The organism is uncultured Solobacterium sp., from assembly GCF_963517755.1.
GTDB lineage: Bacteria > Bacillota_I > Bacilli_A > Erysipelotrichales > Erysipelotrichaceae > Bulleidia.
The window spans coordinates 53,839-74,262 of the sequence record NZ_CAUQGG010000010.1; the positions used below are offsets into that span (position 1 = coordinate 53,839).

Below are 20,424 nucleotides of genomic sequence, written 5' to 3' on the forward strand. Positions count from 1 at the left end.
TCACCTCTACCCTAATATTCACGTAAGTTCATTCTTTTCCACAAAAAAGGTTGATAGTTTTTACCTATCAACCCACTGAGTTTTGTTATTGCTTGTTTGATTGAATTTTCTTTATGCATGCAAAACCAAATCCTACAAGAGTGATGATAATCGCACCAATGTAAATTGGTAAATGTGAACTATCTCCTGTCTTTGGTGTTGATGTTGGTGCTTTGTAGACATTTGTAAATACTGCTTCATTTACGACTGTACCATCCGCCTTCTCGACATGAGTATCAGCCACAAGTTGTCCAGCAATGTCTCTTACATCAAATGTGATTGTATAGAGAGTTGTATCATAGGTATAATTTGCGATACCACCATTGATTTCACGAATCACATACTGATACGTACCTGCCTGTGTAATTTCAAAAGTACCGAATTCAACTTCACCACTTCCAATTACCGTAGCTAGTTTTACACCATTTACACTGCCATTTGGCATTGGATCTGTTGGATTGATTGCCTTCATCTCAAATTGGAATGTGGATGCGTTCGTTGGATTTCCTTCTACAATCTTCTTGACTGGAGGATCAACCAATACAGGTTTTGGTACATAAGTATTGACAATCTTTGTACCATCATAGTGGACTATAAAGTCTCTGCTATCAATTGTGATTGAATTTCCCTCTTCTACCGCATTACCATCACCATCAAGTTCTTTTACCGTGTAAACATTTGCGGTAGATGTAATTGTATCAGTTACTGGTAAGTTAGAGAATGTTGCTGTAAAGTGATTGTTTTTATCAACAGTTACTTCTTGGACTTTATTTCCATTCTTATATAGGGCAATTGTTGTAGATAATGTATCAATTTCTGCCTGTGTAAGATTAACCCATTCCTTTGTTATCGTCTTTGTGATTATTGATGGAACCAGCGGTGTAGCATTTAAAGACTTTTTATTTGTGACTGTAAATCCTTGGTCTACATCACCTGTTACAGTTGCACTATACCAAGCATTATCGATCTGAATCTTATTAGAACTATCTACTCCAACTTCTTTGACTGTATATTGATAGTTAGCACCCGTAGCTGGGTTTACTATATCGATGTTATCGAAGGATACTTTCCAGTGGTTGGCAGCTGTAATCTTCTTCTTTTCTACAAATGTTCCATCACGATATAACTCTACTTCTACTTCACTTACTGGGGCAGTTAATAATGTTCCATCATAATTCTTCCATTCTTTTGTGACTTTGATTGAAGAACCATGATAGGTCATCGCAGCAGGTTCAAGTGTTAATGTCGCACGGTTACCATTAATGTCATAATCTAACACTGGCGTAATAACATCTACCTTATTGTTATAAGATATCGATAGGTCATTTTCAGCCTTATATGTAACTTCAATTCTACCGCCATCCCCATCACTTACAGTTGTTCTCGCTACGAGCATTACCATATTGGCATCTGCTGGATTTGTAACGATATCGTAATCACTTGGCTGTGGAGCATGATTGAGTGCATAAGTTTTCCCTGGTCTTAACTTGATGTATTTCACTTCAAAGTTAGGTGTCGCCTCCACACGTTCTAGTTTTAGCGGTAACTGTGTTGCGCCTTCTGGCATAAATGAAGGACCAAAGTCTAAATTCTCATTCAGTAACGGAATAAATACATTTGCATAGTTAATTGGCTGTCCACTATTATTTCTCAGTTTGATACGCATCGTTGTCGTATCACCTTTCCCTAGTACAACTGTGGTGTTTTCTTTTGTTGTCGCAGAAGTATTATCATAGATAAGCTCAGCACCTGTATCCTTATCGATTAAGGAAGAATGTGCGTTTACCTCTGCAGCTTGATTTACTTTTACACCAGTACTTTCAGATAGGGAAACCATCGTTTTACCAGAGTTAACCGACGTGCCAAATACAGTTGTATATTTGTCAGTATTCCAGTTACTGCGGTCCCATTTTTCAGGTTTGATGACTGCACCAATCGCGTCGAAGTCCTTCGTCGTAATACCTAAGAAATCATTGATATGGTAAGTCGCAACCTTGACGGTCTTATCCGCATGAACATCAAACTTCACCGTCATATTCTTACTAGTAAAGTTAGGTTGGTATTGACCTCTTGTCTCTTGACCAATGTCGATGGAATATTTCCAAACCTTGATCTTATCACCATCTTTTTCAAACTCACCTACATAAGTTGGTGCACTTAACGTTCCTTCAGTAACTTGTAGATTTGAATATGTAAAACCTTCCGGCATAATCACATAAATCTCAGGCTCTTGAAGTGGATTCCAGTCCCAGTTGGCATCATCGATACGTCCTGATACCGTAAAGGAATTTCCACCTAGAATTTGTGTCTTATTGATCGTGCCAACACCATTTTTTACTTCCGGTGCCTTAGACTTACCCGTTAAGTGGTAAGTATCACCTGCGGTTGGTGTTATGCCTGTTGTATAAAATTTAACAGTTGTCTTAACGTCTGCGTTTGTACCTACTTTCCAGCTACCGTACACGCCGTTTGGAATATAAGACCAACCATAGTATTCACCATCACTAATAAATTTATTATTTGGATTCCATGTATCTAATAGGTCACGTTGTGGACGAACACCATCATATTGTGCCGGAATTGGTCCCAAATCAACCTTAATAGACTTGATAGAATCATTGATATCTAAGCCTAGTGCAGTATTTGTAATTAGCGCAGAAACATTAGACTTCTGTAAGATACTTGAACTAGCTACACCGCTAGCACCACTAGCAGATGTCCAATAGATATTTCCATACACCATATCAGTATGATACGGAATTGTTACCCCACGGATGATAGCAGTATCTGTCTCATCAATTGTCATTTCAATTGTCTTTGGTTTTGTTGGAGTTGTCAGTTCATTTTTAATCAACATAGAACCTAAACGTACGTTATAAGTATCATATTTTTGATAAGCCCAGTTAACTGCTGTATCTGTTAAGGCATGCGATGTTACCTGTTCTGGATCAACTCCATCAATCATCTTAACGATCATTGTAGAAACATTACTAGATGTACGATCAACATTTGGCGTATCATCCCAAATAGTCTTCTTAAAATTCCTTAAAACAATATTAAAGGTAGATCCACTTGCACGAGTAGAACTTGCAGGAACCTTAACATGTGGCTTAAATACAGGAGTCCCAGAATAAGAACCTGGCTCATCCCATTCTAGTTTTGTAGTCTTAATACCACCACTCTCTGTTGTAGATACAACAGTTCCATTTCTATGATAGAGTTGTGTCTCTTCAAGAGAAACTAATTCAATATCACTCGGATACTCAATTTCAACAGTTGTCTTACTACCTGCCTCTGTCAATGATTTACCACCCGTAATTGAGGCCATCAATGAAATTGTAGTATCACCTTTATTAATCGTCTCCGTTGATTGATCCGTCCAGAAATTATATCTAAATTCTTCTGTAGACTTTGCATTAAAAGAACGTACATCCACCGTTGGAGTTGCATCCGTACTTAAACTCACCTGAATTAAATTCGTAAGAATTTGGTTTGGATCTTGGTTTAGATATGCACTATCAATACTAAAACTAATTTCACCAGCAGAAGCCACATTAGTCAAAGAAGTCTTTGTCTTATAGATTAATTCACCATTTCTTGCCTGTGCAGACCCTGCGGTTGGATATCCATATGGAGAAGTGCCTGTTCCGGTTGGCGTTTTTACAAGCTCCTCGAATCCAGTCGCAGTAATAGGTCCTTCTGTAAATGTGGAACCAGGAAGTGTAGTAATATAAGCTCCATTTCCAAGATTTAAATGAAAATAGGTATTTGAAAACTGCAAGGACGATGGAACTGCATATTCAACATCCAGCGAGTAAATTACACCTGTTTTTAGTTCTGGAATATCTCCATTTAATAAATCGGCGACCTGTACACCAGTAGATGAATCTTTCACAATTACTTTATTAAATTGAAAACCGGTTGTATTCTCAGCCCAAACAACAGCTTTTCCAGGAATAAAACCGGCGATTACAATCACAAATGATAATAGAAACGTAAACAACCTCTGCATTCCCTTTATAAGACGATGATTACTATTCATAGTTTTCTCCTTTCAATGATTTCTGCAGCGTTTAACTTTGTACGAAATCATTGCTAGGAATTGTGATACTCTACCATCAACGCTACTTGGCAACGTGGATTTGATTACTATTTTAACTGATTTTATCTAGCACTATTCCGTATTCAAAGGATGTATTCACAAACAAAAAATGTTTTGTTGCATATATCAATTTTAAGTGACAACGTATAAGATTCATACACAAACTTTTTTAAGATTTTATTAACTTTCATTATCTACCTACCAACATTTTAGTTGTCTTAATCAATTTAAAATATCATGTCAAAATCAAGTAGGATTAAGCAAAACTTACATTTCACTTCTAAAGAAAAAATGAGCGCATGAAAGGTAGGCAGAATCTATTGTTCAAAAAATTTGTAAGAGTTGATTCTACTTCGTTGTCTGATGAAAGTTAAATGCCGATCCTTGGTGTGTGATTGATTTTGAAACTTCTGAGTTATCTTCTTACTTTAGAAGATATGGTTTTAGAATTACTTCGTCTGCAGCGATTTCGGTAATTCCAAAATCATGAAGTCTCTTAGCCATTTCTTCGTTGTAGAAATGGAGCAGCTGTATGGATGATCTTCCGTGCAGCTTTTCTTTTGGATATGAGTTGATATTGGTACTGATGAGATTTGCCTTTTAAAGTATCCTGTCCAAAATAAAAGGTAGCCCCAAAATGAAGCACACCTTCTTAGGACCTACCTTTTATGATTCTATCCCTTTCGATTATTCATCAGTCGATTACTGCACGAGCAGCTGCGTCTTTATAATACTTAAATTCTGTAAATACTTCTCCCTTGTATGGATTCTTCTTTGTCTTCATACAAGTACGAATAATGTAGATGATTGCGATAAGGTTTACCACAAGTGCTAATCCACTCACAATTGTCATCATTGTTGGATTTGCGTTCGCACTTCCACCTGCTACGATACCATTTAAAGTTCCATCTGCGTATAACGCTGGTAACGTAACCCACGGGAACGCCTTTGTGCCATCAGCTAATATTTCTTGGAATAATGGGAACACCTGTGCAAACATACACCAGATACATAATGTGTTCGCTCTATTTTGAATCCATCCACCTTTATTCCATAACAACGCTGGAATTGTAGGTGAAAGTAAGAGCGCAACCCCACAGAACCAAGTGTGTGTTGGTAAGCAGTTGTATGTATATGCGAAATTCCATACATCATAAATTAAGATGTATACCCAAATCATATCTGGCCATATCATATCCTTCTCATCCTTAGAAGAATATACAGCCCACCAACCTGTCATACAGAAAATATTGATTAAACCAGCTAAACCGTTAAATACATTGTGCCAACCACCATATAACCAAACACCTTCAGAAGATAGCCACCACTTATACCATCCGTTAATCGCTGATTCAAAGTCACTTGCTACTGCAATCAAGATATTAATTGCGACAATCGCAAATGGGAATGCACGGAACCAATGCTGTTTTCCAATCCCCCATTTGTATTTGATCATCATAAATCCAATACATCCAGTTAGTGATGCATATAACTTTGCGTAATGGAACCAACCATTCATATATAGATAGGTTTGATTGTGTAATGCCCACTCTGCACCCATTCTAGCTGATACATAAATTGCGATAAAATACACTGTTAAAATTAATGGTAAAACAAAAAACATCAAGATACCACCAAACTTTGTACGACGAGAAAACTCGTTCAACAAGATTAAACTGGCAAGTACCCCTAACATTGCGACCCATTGATATATGGCCGTATCCCCGCTAATGTGAAATAACATATTGTCCTCCCCTTTTATGTTCTCACTCAATCAATTATGCATGTATAATACATGTGATTAATTTCACTTTATATTTTATATAACATTGTTTTGTTATACAATGCATATCCAAAATATTTCTTTTGTTATTTTGACAAATATAAAAAATTGGATAAATTTTATCCAATTTTCATCTCATATCTTCTGGCGTTGTGATTTTATAGTTAGAGTACTTTCCTTCGACTACTGCCACTTTTACATCTGAATATCTCTCCACTAAGGAAGTATCATCAGTACCAATAAAGTGCTCCTTCTTCGCTTTATGCATGCATGTAAGTAATAATTCCGTATCAAATGCTTGGGGTGTTTGTGCACACTGTAAGGTACTTCGCTCATACGTCTCTACAACATAACCATCCTGAACATGCTTTATAGTATCTTTGCATGGAACACATAGCAGTGCTGCTTTCTCTGTTTCCATTGTCTTTTTAATCTTTTCTAGTGATTCTTGATCCAAGAAAGGTCTAGCACCATCATGAACTAAAACAACATCTGCTAACACTGCACGCAGTCCATTATAAACACTATCCTGTCGTGTCTTTCCACCACTAGCAAATACAATCCTACCATCTTTTCTTCCCTGCTCTTTTTCAAAGTGCTCTACACAATCTGTTACTAGAACAATCTGCACACAATCACTATCATTTAAAAACACAGAAAGCGTCTTGTCCAAAATAGTTGTACCATCCGATAGTTTTGCATAAACCTTATTATATCCAAGCTTCATTCTTGTTCCACTACCTGCCGCAACGATTAGAGCACTGTATTGCATAACTATCTCCCTCTTTTTTCATATATTAAAACATAATCAAGTGTCATGTGCATCAATAAAATGTATAATAATCAAAAAAGGAGATACCATGCGCTATAACGGAATTATATTTGACTTTAATGGCACCCTATTCTTTGACACAGATATTCATATTCAGGCTTGGGATACAATCGCAATGAACGTCATAGGGAAACACATGACAAGAGAAACACTTGTACAAAAATACTGGGGTCTTGCCAATGTCGATTTAATTCAACGTATGACAAATAGCACACTTTCTATAGAAGAATGCGAGCATTTATCTGCCGAAAAAGAATCATTGTACCGTATGTATGTAAAAAATGATCCTAACGCAGCATTAGCTCCTGGTGTCATTGAATTCTTCCACTACCTCAAACACCATAATATTCCATTTACAATTGCCTCAGCATCCATTAAAGAGAACATAGACTTCTATGTATCTCAGTTTCACTTAGATCAATGGATTGATCCAGATACAATTGTCTATGATGATGGTACATATAAGAATAAATATGAAATGTATTTAGAGGCAATGAAGCGCCTACGTATCGACAATCCTGTCCTAATCTTTGAAGATTCAATCAACGGCGTCCTAGCCGCAAAGAAAGCTAACGCAAAAGTCATAGCTATCGCTAGTGATTCTTTAGAAGCACATGAACTTCCATTCTTATCTGCCACAATCAAAGACTTCCAAGGTATCATCGAACTACTTGAAACTTTACCCGAATAATTTCATCAGTACAAAAAAAGACCTCAAATGAGATCTTATCCAAACACTGCACCTAATAATCCATAGGATACTAATGTCATAATAATTGCAGCCATTGCAACTCCAATCAGAATTGATAGGGTTGCTTTTTTTAAGTCCATTTCAAACAAAGCCGCGATCAAACATCCAGTCCAAGCACCCGTTCCAGGTAATGGAATACCTACAAATAGTGCTAACCCCCAGAATCCGTATTTATCGATTTTCGGTTTATTCTTAATTGCTTTTTTTTCCAACCACTCCGCAATCTTCGACAGATGATGAGTAGATAACCAATGAATTAATTTCTTAATGCCAAATAGGATAAATGGGATTGGTAATATATTTCCAACCACACACCAGAATACCGCCTCCCACATAGGGACTTGTAGCATCTTGGCAAGTAATAATCCACCACGTTCTTCAATGAGTGGTAATAAACTAACTAAAAAGATTGATAATTTAGGTGATAAGAACTTTCCAACAGTCCCTGCCCACCAGATAATAAAGCCTTCCATGCAAAACCTCCGCATATCCTTGCTAACTTTACCATAGACCACTATTCATCGCAATTCACTCGGAAAAACTATATAAATCAATTTAATACATAAATTAACGTTACACAAAAAACTAGATTTAATCTCTTGCAGTATTACTTGATAGAAAAGTTCATTAAACCGTCAGCGTATCTCTCCACTGTCTCATAGACTACAATATCAGGATTTTGTGATTCTAAATCTTCATACGAATATGTACTTTTATGTCTTAAGTAACTCTCGTTAAATTGACTACCAAGATATGGAGCTAGAGCAGTAGAAAACGAATCTCTAATAACATAGAGTTTTCTTGAATCTGCACCTACAGCCTTATAAATAAGTGCTCCACTAAAATCTGATGCAAGATTCTGTACATTGTGATCGTTGTAACCCTTAACAGTATATTCGTAATCGGTATCCTTAAAATATTGTGTTAAGCCCAACATTGAAGCTAAGTCACCGGAAGTGTTTTCCCCTCTAACGATACTAATACTAGAATCAGTAATATCAGGAAACTCTACCCCAAGTTCATCAAATAATGCTTTTGCGCCAATATACGCACCAATGTTATTCCAATGCGAATCTGTTTTATACCAAATATTCTCCTGAATTTTTGTTTTTGCAGCCATTAATTCTGCATATGGATATATAACTCTTATGTCAGTATTCTCTTTTAAATAGTTATAAATTTGTAAGGCACGATAGTTTTCGGCTGGTTTTCCATACTTATCAGGCATATATTCACTAAATACTCTCTCCTTATTAGGAGCGATATAGATTACAAATTCTTTTCCATGACTAGATAAATAATCTCTCTGTGCAACACAGTTCTTTGCAAGTGCCTTCAATTCCTCTTCACTATATAAGTCCTTCCCTTGATAATTTGCAAGAGGATTACCATCATCTGCTCTTGTATAGAAAAGATAACTATCTTTCCCTATTGTGACAGATGGATTGGAAGAAGTTCTAAAGAAGTAGTAATCAATAAATGAATTCATTGTGATTAAGGTATTTCTGAATTGAAGATTATCATTAAAATATGCTGTATACTCATCAAAAAACGACCTATAATTGTCCAGTGTTATAGTAGGCTTTGAGGCCAATTTACGATTTTCATAATTTGTTGAATCAATAAATTTCTCAGAAAAGAACCATATTCCTTTCGAACAGCAGATTATAACAAAAAATGCACATAATATTATAATCCGACCAAGTTTTCTTTCTTTCATTTTTTTGCTCCTAAAACTGAAAATAAATAAATGGGTTATAAGTTCCACTCGCAACAGAACCTAAACATACAATCAATATGAAGACACAATATAAAGCTTCAACTGTTGATCCACTCCACTTTTTCTTTATACCTTCTGGTATGATACTTTGCATGATGCCCATGCCAAAAACTGCGCAAATAAAGATGAAGACTGTTTTGCTATCTAAATAGCTTAATGCCCCAATTCCATTTCCATGATAGTGCCACGGCATCAGCATTCTAGCAATATATCTAAGTCCAGATAAAGTATCATTTGCTCTAAACATTACCCAACCAATCGTAACTACACAGAAAGTTGCTATGGTTGATAGTATCTTCGATTTGTCCAAAATTTTCTTGAACCCAGCTCTTTCTAAGATGGTAAAGAATCCATGATATAAGCCCCATACTATAAAGGACAAATCTGCACCATGCCATAAACCCGTAAAAAAGAAGACTGCTACAAGGTTCAGATATGTTCTAATGATACCTTTTCGGTTGCCACCTAACGGAATATATAAGTATTCTCTAAACCACGACCCAAGAGAAATATGCCATCTTCTCCAAAATTCCGTAATAGAACTTGAAAGATATGGATAATTAAAATTTTCTAAGATGTTAAATCCAAACATTTTCCCTAATCCAATTGCCATATCAGATTATCCAGAGAAGTCATAATAGATTTGGAATGTATATGCAAAAGCACCTAACCATGCTACCCCACTATTAATTGTACCAATTTCATTCGCATATATCATATCTACAAGTGTGCCTAAAACGTTTGAAATAATTACCTTTTTGCCAAGACCATAAATAAATCTTTTAAAACCATCAGAAACCTCATCCCATCGAATCGTTCTTTCTTCAATTTGTTTGTTTATATCTCTATACTTTACAATTGGCCCAGCAATTAATTGTGGAAAAAATGAAATATATAGAGCAACATTCACAGGGTTATTTGATGCCTCAGTATCTCTACGATATACATCAACAATATATGAGATTGCTTGGAAAGTGAAAAATGAAATTCCAATAGGAAGTGATATTTTTGGTATCGTGAATAAATTACTACCTACCACAAAATTAATTATTTTCGCAAAAAAACCAGCATATTTAAAATAGCCTAAAATAGAAAGGTCTATAATTATGCCTCCAGCAAGTATTAATTTTCTTGAAGTATTGCACGTTTTACTAATGAGTAGCCCAAAAAACCAATTCACTAAAATAGAAAAAACCATTAGCAATACAAGATATGGTTCTCCCCATGCATAAAATATAAGGCTAGCTATCAATAATAGATAATTAGAATACTCCTTTTTTATAAAGTAATTGCTGATAAATACCATTGGCAAAAAAGCCAATAAGAATATAGCGGAACTGAATACCATTGAAGTCTCCCTCTCTGCACATCATATTTGTTTGATGAATCATTCTGGATTATATCATAATTACCAGCATAAATTTATCTATGTTTACTTAAGGGAAGAACAAATTTTTTTAAAAAATGAAAAAAACATGTTGACACTAGGTACTGTGGTTGATATTATATTAAAGCATTCGATGAAGTTGGGCCTGTAGCTCAGGTGGCTAGAGCGCACCCCTGATAAGGGTGAGGTCGCTGGTTCAAGTCCATTCAGGCCCACCATTTTCGGTAAACTCATCGAATTGATATACATGGGGTTATAGCTCAGCTGGGAGAGCACCTGCTTTGCAAGCAGGGGGTCAGGAGTTCGATCCTCCTTAGCTCCACTGATATAGAGATTGTATTTTTTAAGTAAAACACGTGATTTGCTTGAGATATACAATCTCTTTTTTTGCATTTTTTCATATCTTAGCGCAAAATATTATAAAGTTGATATTTTATGTCTAGTTTGGTGTAAGGGGACTATTTACCCTATATGAAATTATTGTAGTACCTATATTAAAATAAAATGTCCTTCCTCTAAATCCAGAAGTTGGACATTTTATTCTAGGATGTTATGCGGTACATCCCTTATCAATATTTATTAATTTAAGTATGTGATACATTAATTTGATGACAATAAACCATCAGAATTGAAGAAATACCAATTTCCATTAAAATACTGCCAACCAGTCAAATATTCAAAGTTCTCATTTACAAAGTAGTAACCACGAGTAAATTGATAGTATAATCCTCCAATTAATTTGCCATCATCACCAAACAGTATTTTTGAACCATCATGTTCTACTAATCCAGTGCACATATTTCCATCAAGTAAGAGATACAGAGAACCATCAATCTTACGTAGACCATCTAATCTCTCACCACTTTTGTCAAGGTATTGCCAGTGATCATTTGTAAATACCCAGCCTGTTGCCATTTCACCAGATGAATTGAAGTAGTAATTCTTATTACCAATTGTAATCCAACCAGTCTGCATGTTACCATCTTCCCCAAGATAGTACCAATGCCCATTAATCTGTTGCCAACCGAATCTTTGAATGCCATCTTCACCAAAGTACTTCCAATTACCATCAACAAATGTCCAGCCAGTTGCCATTTTTCCATCAGAATAAATATAGTATTGATTATTCTTATAATTTAACCAACCACCTAGCACCTCAGCTGTTGGATCAAAGTAATACCATTCGCCATCAATCAATTCCCAGCCCGCTCTTGCGATTCCTTCGTAGTCGAAATAATAATAAGTATCACCAAAGAGAAGTCTGCAATTCTCGGCCATCACGCCATTTTCATCCAGATAGTATTGTCTGCCTTTATAGTCGACCCAACCTGTCTGCATGTTTCCATCTTCACCAAGGTTATACCATTGATTATAAATTCTCTGCCAACCAAAGCACTGATGCCCAAATGTATTAAGGTATTGCCAGTGATTATTCGTAAATATCCAACCTGTTGCCATTTCGCCAGTTTCTGTTACGAAGAAAGTGTGTTCACCATAGGTAACCCATCCTGTCTGCATCAATCCTTCAGAATCAAAATAATACCAATTCCCATTAAAATATTGCCAACCAGTCAAATATTCAAAGTTCTCATTTACAAAGTAGTAACCACGAGTAAATTGATAGTATAATCCTCCAATTAATTTGCCATCATCACCAAACAGTATTTTTGAACCATCATGTTCTACTAATCCAGTGCACATATTTCCATCAAGTAAGAGATACAGAGAACCATCAATCTTACGTAGACCATCTAATCTCTCACCACTTTTGTCAAGGTATTGCCAGTGATCATTTGTAAATACCCAGCCTGTTGCCATTTCACCAGATGAATTGAAGTAGTAATTCTTATTACCAATTGTAATCCAACCAGTCTGCATGTTACCATCTTCCCCAAGATAGTACCAATGCCCATTAATCTGTTGCCAGCCAAATAATTGTACCCCGTAACTGTTGTAGTACTGGTAATTACCGCCTGTAAATATCCAGCCTGCTTGAGTTTTGGAAGATATGATGGTTGTCTCTTTTGCATTAACAACCGCTGTAGGGTGAAACATTGCAAAACTCAGAAAAATTGAACAAATACATAAGAATTGTCGTTTCATATTTCTCCCCCCCTTGTTCACCCTCAATATAGTACATTCATGCATGAAGTCAACAAGAATTTTTTGCAAAAAATAATATATTTTAGATTGTAATATTCTATTTGAAAATAAATTTCATTTTGTATCTATATTTTACATTTACATCCACTTATACAATGTCTGCAGAGTGATGTATCTTTAGTAAATTTTATATCATTAAGGAACTTATAAATAAATTGATAATTCCAATTTTTTTCTTGTAGTAACAATTTCCATTCGTTGGAGATCCAACAGTTTTTTCTAGTCATTTTTATATCTTATATAGGTGAAAACTTCTGATTTAGATTCGTATGAACTTATGTATCTTAATACATATCAACAATAAAACAATGTCAGTTCATCCTAGAACAGATTGGCCAAATTTCCTTTCAGTATATACATACTGGGAAAACCATGAATTCACCAGTACATTTATATGATGGATGTACATCATTTAATTTGTTTTCCTTGAACAATTTATTGGGAAAGCACTCATTATCGATTATTTAGATTTATAGGAAAGTAAATCATTATGATGTGTCTCCAGTTAAAACATCAGTTTTTCTTTAAATTATAAATTTACCAAATGAAGAAAGGATACTATTTAAAAAATCAATAAAGCATCATGAAACACCACTGCAAAAAGAATGTCCTCCCTTGAAGTGAAGGACATTCTTTTTTATTCTGGTTTTGCTAATACAAATAATGCATTGCGTTCATAGTCTTCTTTACCTTCTTCTGCGAAGAAATCATACATAGACCAGTTATAGTAGAAACGTTCTGCACCATACACAAAGTAGCCATCTTGATTATGATCAGTTGTATCATAAGGATCTGCCATAATCATAACGTCATCTTGTGTTGTCTCTGTTCCCATATCATCATAACCAATGACTACTTGCCAGTGTCCACCCCACTCAATCCAGCAAACCATCACAGCATTTCCTGCTTGAATTTCTTCTTTAAAACGTGACAGAGGGAAAACCTCATGTGGATCCTCTCCAACATGATCATAATTGGATTCAACAGAGAATCCACCGACACCCTTAAACATTTCTACGGCTTGTTTTACCGATGTAGGGCCTGGAGTCAAACCATTAGAACGTAGCTTCGCAAGATCTTCTTCACCCAGATTTCCTCTTTTACCATAGAAATCCATTACCATTAAGGCTGATGCTACACCACAGCTCCACTCACTTGATTGTTGAATTGTTTTAAACTTCGGTAAAATTGAAAGTGAGCCATTACTTGTCATATTGTAATAATCTAAAGATGTAAAATAAGGACTTCCTTTGTGGTCGCCTGCACGTTCCACAGAATCTGAACCAGCTTCTGGATCTAGGTCTTCATTGTCCTCAATCTTCATTTCATCAGTGTAATTACCAGTTGTGTTTGCTGCAGTCTCTTTTACAGATGTTGCTTTGGTTGTGCATGCTGTCATAAGCAGCGCAAGTAAAACTAAATAAAACTTTTTCATTTTTCCCCTTCCCGGTCCCCAACAAAAAAGGCAGTATCAACCAATACCACCTGTATGTATTCAATTCGTCACACACTTATCTATAGAAGATTACTACAGGCACAGAGTTGATTGCTCAATATGCGGGAAATCCCGATTAATCAGGCAGTCTTTCTGCCCTGCTGCATCCACGATGCAGTCCCTGCTTCTTCAACAGGTCTTCGGCATTTGACCCGGCCGTCCGTGTAGCCTCAGCTTATAATAAGCGGTCAAGCGTGACATATTTATCACAGTGATAGTTTACAAAAAGCAACATATAAAAACAAGTACTTTTTACGAAATTTTATATCATGAATGCAAAAAAAGATTCACTACATACTCGTAATGAATCTTTTAACTAGTTTTTATAAAGCTGCTTTTACTTGTTCGTAAACGCCTTCACCATCTAACTTATATTTAGCCATTAACTTATTGGCATCTCCAGATTCAGCATATGTATCTTGAATGCCAATACGATGAATCTTCTTAGGGCACTTATCTGCAGCAATTTCACAGATGAGTCCGCCTAAACCACCAATGACATTGTGCTCTTCAGCAGTGAATACTACATCATACTTCGATAGCAATTCAGCAATCTGTTCTTCATTGCATGGCTTGATAGCACATACATCTACAACGGCAACCTCCTTACCTTCTGTGCTTAATTTTTCAGCTGCCTTTAATGCAGATTGAACCATCAAGCCACAAGCAAAGATAACAGCATCCTTACCCTCACGAACAACATGAGGCTTACTAAAATCGAATACTGTATCTTCTGTGTATACATCTTCAACAGAAGAACGACCCAATCTTACATAACATGGTGTATTTGTAGAAGCGACATGTCTAATAACTGCCTTTGTCTGAGCCGCATCACATGGCACATATACTTCCATACCTGGCACAACACGCATTAATGCGATATCTTCGATTGCTTGGTGAGAAACACCATCTTCACCTACAGTAATACCAGCATGTGTTCCACACACCTTAACATTTAGGTGAGGATATGCAACACTATTACGAATCTGTTCCCAAGCCCTACCTGTGCAGAACATTGAGAATGAAGACGCAAATGGAATAAATCCGCTTGTCGCAAAACCAGCCGCATGACCAATCATATCAGATTCCGCAATACCCATATTGAAGAATCTTTCAGGTGCTACTTTTTTTGCATTTGCTGTCTTAGTACTCCCTGATAAGTCCGCATCTAATACTACAATCTTTTTATTTTCAGCGACTAATTCAGCTAACGCTTCACCATACGCTTCTCTTGTTGCCTTACCCATGACTACTCTGCCTCCAATTCTGCCATTGCTGCTTCAAATTGCTCTTGGTTAGGAGCCTTTCCATGCCATCCAGCATTGTTTTCCATAAAGGAAACACCCTTACCCTTAACAGTACGAGCAATGATTGCTGTAGGCTTTCCCTTTACTGTCTTCGCTTCCGCAAAAGCAGCTTTTAATTCTTCCATATTATGTCCATCTACACAAATTACATGGAATCCAAATGCCGCAAACTTCTGATCTAATGGTTCCGGTCCAATAACATCAGATGTCTTACCATCAATCTGTAATCCATTTACGTCAACGATGGCACAAAGATTGTCATTCTTATAATGAGCAGCAGCCATTGCAGCTTCCCAAATTTCGCCCTCTTCTGTTTCACCATCACCGATTAAGCAGTAAATACGGTGGTCATTCCCTGCTAATTTATTTGCTAATGCCATTCCATCAGCCACCGCAAAACCTTGACCTAATGAACCAGTAGACATATCTACACCTGTTACATAGTTCATATTTGGATGTCCCTGTAACTTAGAATCAATTAAACGGAATGTTTTTAATTCTTCTTCTGCTAAAATACCCTTTTCAGCTAATACAGCATATAAGAGTGGTGATACATGTCCCTTCGATAATACGAAACGATCACGATCGATTCCACCAGCATTTTCCTTATTGATATCCATTACATCAAAATAAAGTACTGTAAGAATATCTGTTGCGCCTAATGATCCTCCTGGGTGTCCAGATTGCGCTCCATACACTTGTCTTAAAATATTCTTGCGAATATTCTTTGCGTGTAATTTTAAATCTTCAATTACCATTATATGGCCTCCTGTTTTTTATTCTGTTTTTATATTAACATGTTCATAATAGATACAAAAGTTCTTTTCCCTAACATTTATCAAATGGAAAAGAAAGTATTCATTTATATGGAATATCGTTCATAAAATATTCCATTTCTCATTATTTTTTCTATACTATTTCTATGAAGGTGCTTATATGAAAAACAGTTTATTACAAGAAATATCCATCCATGCATTCACAGAATTCAAATTAGGTAGTGCTGAATATCCAGATTCTAACAGCGGTTGTACCGTAATATTAAGTGAATCAGGATACACTACTGGAATCGATATCCGTGGAGGTGCCCCTGCATCTAGAGAAAGTGGACTATTAAATCCACTCGCAGCCAATGATGGAGTACATGCGATTGTACTATCTGGGGGTAGTGCATTTGGTCTTGATACAGCAAGTGGCGTTATGAAATTCTTAGCAGAAAAGAACATTGGATTTCCTACCGCTGCAGGTGTTGTACCAATTGTATGTGCTTCATGTTTGTTTGATTTAAACGGAAAACCAACACAAAAATACCCTGACGCAAACCTTGGCTATCAAGCTTGTGAAAATGCATATCAAGGAATCTTCGAAGAAGGAAAACATGGTGCTGGAACTGGTGCTACTATCGGAAAGATATATGGTCCTAAACAAGCATCTCCTTCCGCTCTAGCAACCTATGCTGTACAGCTAGGAGATTTGAAAGTAGGTGCTATCGTTGCAGTCAACGCTATCGGTAACATCTACGATCCAACAAGTGGTACTACTCTCTCGGGTATTCGCAATCTGAAAGATGGAGGTTTTATAGATGCGGAAGAAGCACTATACACGGCAATCTTAGGCCGTGACCTATTTCATCAAAATACAACTATTGGCGCTATCATCACCAATGCAAAACTAGATAAAACTGCACTTACAAAAGTTGCAGGCATGGCACATGATGGATACGCACGTGTTATCAAACCAGTACACACTACATTTGATGGAGATTCCATCTATGCAATGAGTTCTAGCACTATACCAGCAGACATCAATGTCGTAGGCACAATCGCTGCATATGTCATAGAAAAAGCAATTTTAAAAACAGTCGATTTCAATGAATCGTCAGGAGTATAGCAATTATGAACGAACGTCTACAGAAACAAATGAATTTTATCTTAGAAATCGATAAAGAAAAGAATGTCTTCCGTCAGACTCATTTAACCAATCATGGACGAAATGAGAATGACGCAGAACATGCATGGCACATGGCTATCATGACCTATCTTTTAAAGGAACATGCAAATGAAAAGATTGATGTCGCTAAAACAATGATGATGTGCCTTATTCATGACATTGTTGAAATTGATGCAGGTGATACCTACGCATACGATACAGAAGGTCTAAAGACACAAAAGGCAAGAGAAGACCTTGCCAAAGAAAGAATATATTCAATTCTACCAGATGACCAAAAGACTGAGCTCATCGCACTATTTGACGAATTTGAAGCTAATGAAACTCCAGAAGCACGTTTTGCACATGCAATGGATAACTTCCAACCACTCCTATTAAACAACTCAAATGACGGTGGTGACTGGAAGGAACACCAAGTCACTGCCGAAAAAGTATATGGTCGTCAATCAAAAACCAAACTAGGTTCAGAAGCCATTTATGAAGTGACAGATCAAATTCTTCAGAATCATATTAAAAAAGGGAATCTAAAATAACTTGCAAGCATGTAAAAAGTCTCTCTAGGCCTGGCAAATCCTAGCAGAGACTTTTTAAATTGTTGATTAACGTTTTTTTGCATCTAAATTCAAAGAAATTAAATCCTATAAAGCTTTCTCATATTTTCTATATATAGTTTCTAGTAACGAAGATAATTAAGAGCAGATATTTTACATAAATCATATTTTTTTAATTTGTAAATGATATTCATATTTTTTCTAGCGTACAACAACAGCATACTTCCTAGAATTATATATATTTGCAAAACTGAACATATCTAACCATCTTGAACCACTAATTGGATCAGATACATGTACCAGATGATTGTAATAATCATATCCATTTAAAGTAACTGCATGATTGTTATATAAATTTGGTCCAAAAGGATAATTCATCCAGATTGGTTCTGTATAATATGTTGTTACATATGCTACAACTGGATTGCCTTGGCTAATCTCACCAAGTAAATCGTCTAATGAGCTTCCAGATATATCAAATACTTTCCCTCTCGCATAAATATTCCCCCAGTTTGCAAGAGCCGGTGGAAAAATTGCACTATATTGTCCATAGGCACTTCTTGGGTTTCCTGCAAATCCAGAGAACGGGTCCGATGATATAGGAAGAGAATCTACAAAAGTAGATAAGGATATCATACCTAGGTATCCTTTATACTGCATTGCCTGAAATAATGAAACTGCTTCACACCCCGATGGAAATCCTTCCTGAAATTGGTTGTAATTTGGCACTCCTAAATAATAACTAGCCGGAAAATCTGTCATAATACCAGAACTATTAAAATAAATGTACTTGCCATCAACCCAGGTAAATCCAGTAGCCATCGCACCATTTGGTTTTAGATAATAACTACTCCCATTGATTGTTTGCCATCCTGTTTTCATTATACCATTGCCATCATCGCCAAAATAATACCAATAATAACCTATATATTGCCATCCGCTCGACATTTTCCCTGACGGATTCATGTAATACCAATACCCATTCAGGTACAACCAACCGGTTATCATTGCTCCACTGTCGGAAAGATAATAATTATTGTTGTTTTCTGTTATCCATCCCGTCTGCATGACACCATCTTCATTTAAATAATACCAGTGCCCATTAACATACTGCCATCCTATCATCCTTTGCCCAGATGAATTCATGTAATACCAATTCCCATTCAGGTATAACCAACCGGTTATCATTGCTCCACTGTCGGAAAGATAATAATTATTGTTGTTTTCTGTTATCCATCCCGTCTGCATGACACCATCTTCATTTAAATAATACCAGTGCCCATTAACATACTGCCATCCTATCATCCTTTGCCCAGATGAATTCATGTAATACCAATTTCCATTAATCTGTGACCATCCAGTGACCATTGGGCCATCATTTGCTAAATAATAATATTTTCCATTTTCCAGTAGCCACCCTGTATACATATTACTGTCTTGATCAAAATAATAATATTGACCATGAAGGAATTTCCAGCAAGAATTGGCTAAAACACTTGCGTCAGCAACATAATGCCATAATCCATTATTAGATTGATGCCATCCGCTCTTCACAAGTTTTCCGCTATTGTTCTCCTCAAAGAAATAACAATTTCCATTAATACAATACTTGCCAGTCATCATTACTCCTTGATTATTAAAAAAGTACGTCTCTCCATTGATAATTTTCCACCCAGAAGTATATATGGAGTTATCATCCTGGACCCAGTAATATGAACCATTTTCAAATACCCATCCATTCTGAGAAATTAAAATACCATGGTCATTAAACAAATAATATTTATTATCAACATTATTAATGCCCGTAACCATATACGTATTCACATCAAAATAATAAATACTTCCATCTATATTCTTCCATCCAATTACAGGCACACCATTCTCATCATACCATTGCATATGGCCGTCAATTGATACCCATCCTGTCTGAATAATTGTATTTTCATTGTTTTCCGTTGTTTCATCAGCAAATGTAAATATTGTTGTACACAAGAACATACAGAAAATGAATAACAGCCTTCGCATTACAAATTTTTCCATAAATTTTTTACACCCCCATAAAATACAAAACAATCATACGTTTTTCAAAAAAAAATACAATAAATTTTTACTTTTTTCGTTGATAAAGACTACATTTGTAATCAACCATAAATATTCTAGATAATATATCAATCTCAATTAAAATTAAAATGAAAGATGGCCATTTGGCCATCTAAGTCCTCAACAAACATTATTTGGCGCTCTAAAATTACTTGGGGTTGGGGTACCGCAATGAGAAATCTTGGGGTAC

13 protein-coding genes, 2 tRNA genes and 1 pseudogene are annotated in these 20,424 nt (G+C 36.1%); 5 read left to right on the forward strand and 11 right to left on the reverse strand.

All coding sequences use genetic code 11. The features are described from left to right. Window positions 1–85: 85 nt before the first annotated feature. The 3 genes from RWM19_RS06865 to ispD form a co-directional block, all read right to left on the reverse strand. A complete protein-coding gene (locus RWM19_RS06865) occupies window positions 86–4,081 on the reverse strand; it encodes a Cna B-type domain-containing protein (RefSeq protein ID WP_313985276.1) in 3,996 nt (1,331 codons plus the stop codon). Between the two features lie 754 nt (window positions 4,082–4,835). Then, window positions 4,836–5,885: a DUF5692 family protein gene (locus RWM19_RS06870; RefSeq protein WP_313985278.1), complete on the reverse strand. Its 1,050-nt coding sequence runs from the start codon at window positions 5,883–5,885 to the stop codon at window positions 4,836–4,838. Window positions 5,886–6,054: 169 nt separating this feature from the next. Then, window positions 6,055–6,696, reverse strand: coding sequence for a 2-C-methyl-D-erythritol 4-phosphate cytidylyltransferase (ispD, locus tag RWM19_RS06875; RefSeq protein WP_313985280.1), 642 nt, complete (start codon window positions 6,694–6,696; stop codon window positions 6,055–6,057). An 88-nt stretch (window positions 6,697–6,784) separates the two neighbouring features. Between ispD and RWM19_RS06880 the strand changes: the two genes are divergently transcribed. Continuing rightward, window positions 6,785–7,447, forward strand: a complete 663-nt coding sequence (locus RWM19_RS06880) for an HAD family phosphatase (protein ID WP_313985283.1) — start codon at window positions 6,785–6,787, stop codon at window positions 7,445–7,447. A 35-nt stretch (window positions 7,448–7,482) separates the two neighbouring features. Here the strand turns inward: RWM19_RS06880 and RWM19_RS06885 are convergent, their stop codons facing one another. The 3 genes and pseudogenes from RWM19_RS06885 to RWM19_RS09005 form a co-directional block, all read right to left on the reverse strand. Beyond that, on the reverse strand, window positions 7,483–7,980 hold the full coding sequence (locus RWM19_RS06885) for a small multi-drug export protein (protein ID WP_313985286.1): 498 nt from the start codon (window positions 7,978–7,980) through the stop codon (window positions 7,483–7,485). A 134-nt stretch (window positions 7,981–8,114) separates the two neighbouring features. After that, window positions 8,115–8,996 carry an alginate O-acetyltransferase AlgX-related protein gene (locus RWM19_RS06890; RefSeq protein ID WP_313985290.1) on the reverse strand — a complete coding sequence of 294 codons (882 nt, stop codon included), beginning with the start codon at window positions 8,994–8,996 and terminating at the stop codon, window positions 8,115–8,117. A gap of 241 nt (window positions 8,997–9,237) precedes the next feature. Next, window positions 9,238–10,635 (reverse strand): annotated as a pseudogene (locus tag RWM19_RS09005) (MBOAT family O-acyltransferase). Between the two features lie 180 nt (window positions 10,636–10,815). Here RWM19_RS09005 and RWM19_RS06905 point away from each other — a divergent pair. Together RWM19_RS06905 and RWM19_RS06910 are read left to right on the forward strand one after the other, a co-directional pair. Further along, a tRNA-Ile gene (locus tag RWM19_RS06905) sits at window positions 10,816–10,892 on the forward strand. A gap of 31 nt (window positions 10,893–10,923) precedes the next feature. Continuing rightward, window positions 10,924–10,996, forward strand: a tRNA-Ala gene (locus RWM19_RS06910). A gap of 278 nt (window positions 10,997–11,274) precedes the next feature. On the opposite strand, the gene RWM19_RS06915 is transcribed toward RWM19_RS06910, so the two are convergent. The 4 genes from RWM19_RS06915 to RWM19_RS06930 all read right to left on the reverse strand — a co-directional run bounded on the left by RWM19_RS06915 (window position 11,275) and on the right by RWM19_RS06930 (window position 16,397). Then, window positions 11,275–12,777 carry a hypothetical protein gene (locus tag RWM19_RS06915; protein ID WP_313985296.1) on the reverse strand — a complete coding sequence of 501 codons (1,503 nt, stop codon included), beginning with the start codon at window positions 12,775–12,777 and terminating at the stop codon, window positions 11,275–11,277. Window positions 12,778–13,474: 697 nt separating this feature from the next. Beyond that, a complete protein-coding gene (locus tag RWM19_RS06920; protein ID WP_294026685.1) occupies window positions 13,475–14,272 on the reverse strand; it encodes a papain-like cysteine protease family protein in 798 nt (265 codons plus the stop codon). Between the two features lie 383 nt (window positions 14,273–14,655). Beyond that, window positions 14,656–15,579, reverse strand: a complete 924-nt coding sequence (locus RWM19_RS06925) for a transketolase family protein (RefSeq protein WP_294022967.1) — start codon at window positions 15,577–15,579, stop codon at window positions 14,656–14,658. 2 nt (window positions 15,580–15,581) lie between these two features. Beyond that, window positions 15,582–16,397, reverse strand: coding sequence for a transketolase (locus tag RWM19_RS06930; RefSeq protein WP_294020578.1), 816 nt, complete (start codon window positions 16,395–16,397; stop codon window positions 15,582–15,584). Between the two features lie 178 nt (window positions 16,398–16,575). On the opposite strand from RWM19_RS06930, the gene RWM19_RS06935 reads away from it, so the two are divergent. Next, window positions 16,576–17,526: a P1 family peptidase gene (locus RWM19_RS06935; RefSeq protein ID WP_313985303.1), complete on the forward strand. Its 951-nt coding sequence runs from the start codon at window positions 16,576–16,578 to the stop codon at window positions 17,524–17,526. A gap of 5 nt (window positions 17,527–17,531) precedes the next feature. Further along, entirely contained in the window at window positions 17,532–18,116 is a 585-nt protein-coding gene (locus tag RWM19_RS06940) for an HD domain-containing protein (protein ID WP_313985307.1), read from the forward strand. A 219-nt stretch (window positions 18,117–18,335) separates the two neighbouring features. Here the strand turns inward: RWM19_RS06940 and RWM19_RS06945 are convergent, their stop codons facing one another. Beyond that, window positions 18,336–20,174, reverse strand: a complete 1,839-nt coding sequence (locus RWM19_RS06945; protein WP_313985310.1) for a C39 family peptidase — start codon at window positions 20,172–20,174, stop codon at window positions 18,336–18,338. Between the last annotated feature and the right edge of the window lie 250 nt (window positions 20,175–20,424).

Bases quoted from the DNA above. Each gene is read 5' to 3' on its own strand.
- RWM19_RS06940 (WP_313985307.1), top strand. From the start codon at position 17,532: ATGAACGAACGTCTACAGAAACAAATGAATTTTATCTTAGAAATCGAT.
- RWM19_RS06880 (WP_313985283.1), top strand. From the start codon at position 6,785: ATGCGCTATAACGGAATTATATTTGACTTTAATGGCACCCTATTCTTT.
- RWM19_RS06945 (WP_313985310.1), bottom strand. From the start codon at position 20,174: ATGGAAAAATTTGTAATGCGAAGGCTGTTATTCATTTTCTGTATGTTC.
- RWM19_RS06865 (WP_313985276.1), bottom strand. From the start codon at position 4,081: ATGAATAGTAATCATCGTCTTATAAAGGGAATGCAGAGGTTGTTTACG.
- RWM19_RS06925 (WP_294022967.1), bottom strand. From the start codon at position 15,579: ATGGGTAAGGCAACAAGAGAAGCGTATGGTGAAGCGTTAGCTGAATTA.
- RWM19_RS06885 (WP_313985286.1), bottom strand. From the start codon at position 7,980: ATGGAAGGCTTTATTATCTGGTGGGCAGGGACTGTTGGAAAGTTCTTA.
- ispD (WP_313985280.1), bottom strand. From the start codon at position 6,696: ATGCAATACAGTGCTCTAATCGTTGCGGCAGGTAGTGGAACAAGAATG.
- RWM19_RS06915 (WP_313985296.1), bottom strand. From the start codon at position 12,777: ATGAAACGACAATTCTTATGTATTTGTTCAATTTTTCTGAGTTTTGCA.
- RWM19_RS06930 (WP_294020578.1), bottom strand. From the start codon at position 16,397: ATGGTAATTGAAGATTTAAAATTACACGCAAAGAATATTCGCAAGAAT.
- RWM19_RS06870 (WP_313985278.1), bottom strand. From the start codon at position 5,885: ATGTTATTTCACATTAGCGGGGATACGGCCATATATCAATGGGTCGCA.
- RWM19_RS06890 (WP_313985290.1), bottom strand. From the start codon at position 8,996: ATGAATTCATTTATTGATTACTACTTCTTTAGAACTTCTTCCAATCCA.
- RWM19_RS06935 (WP_313985303.1), top strand. From the start codon at position 16,576: ATGAAAAACAGTTTATTACAAGAAATATCCATCCATGCATTCACAGAA.
- RWM19_RS06920 (WP_294026685.1), bottom strand. From the start codon at position 14,272: ATGAAAAAGTTTTATTTAGTTTTACTTGCGCTGCTTATGACAGCATGC.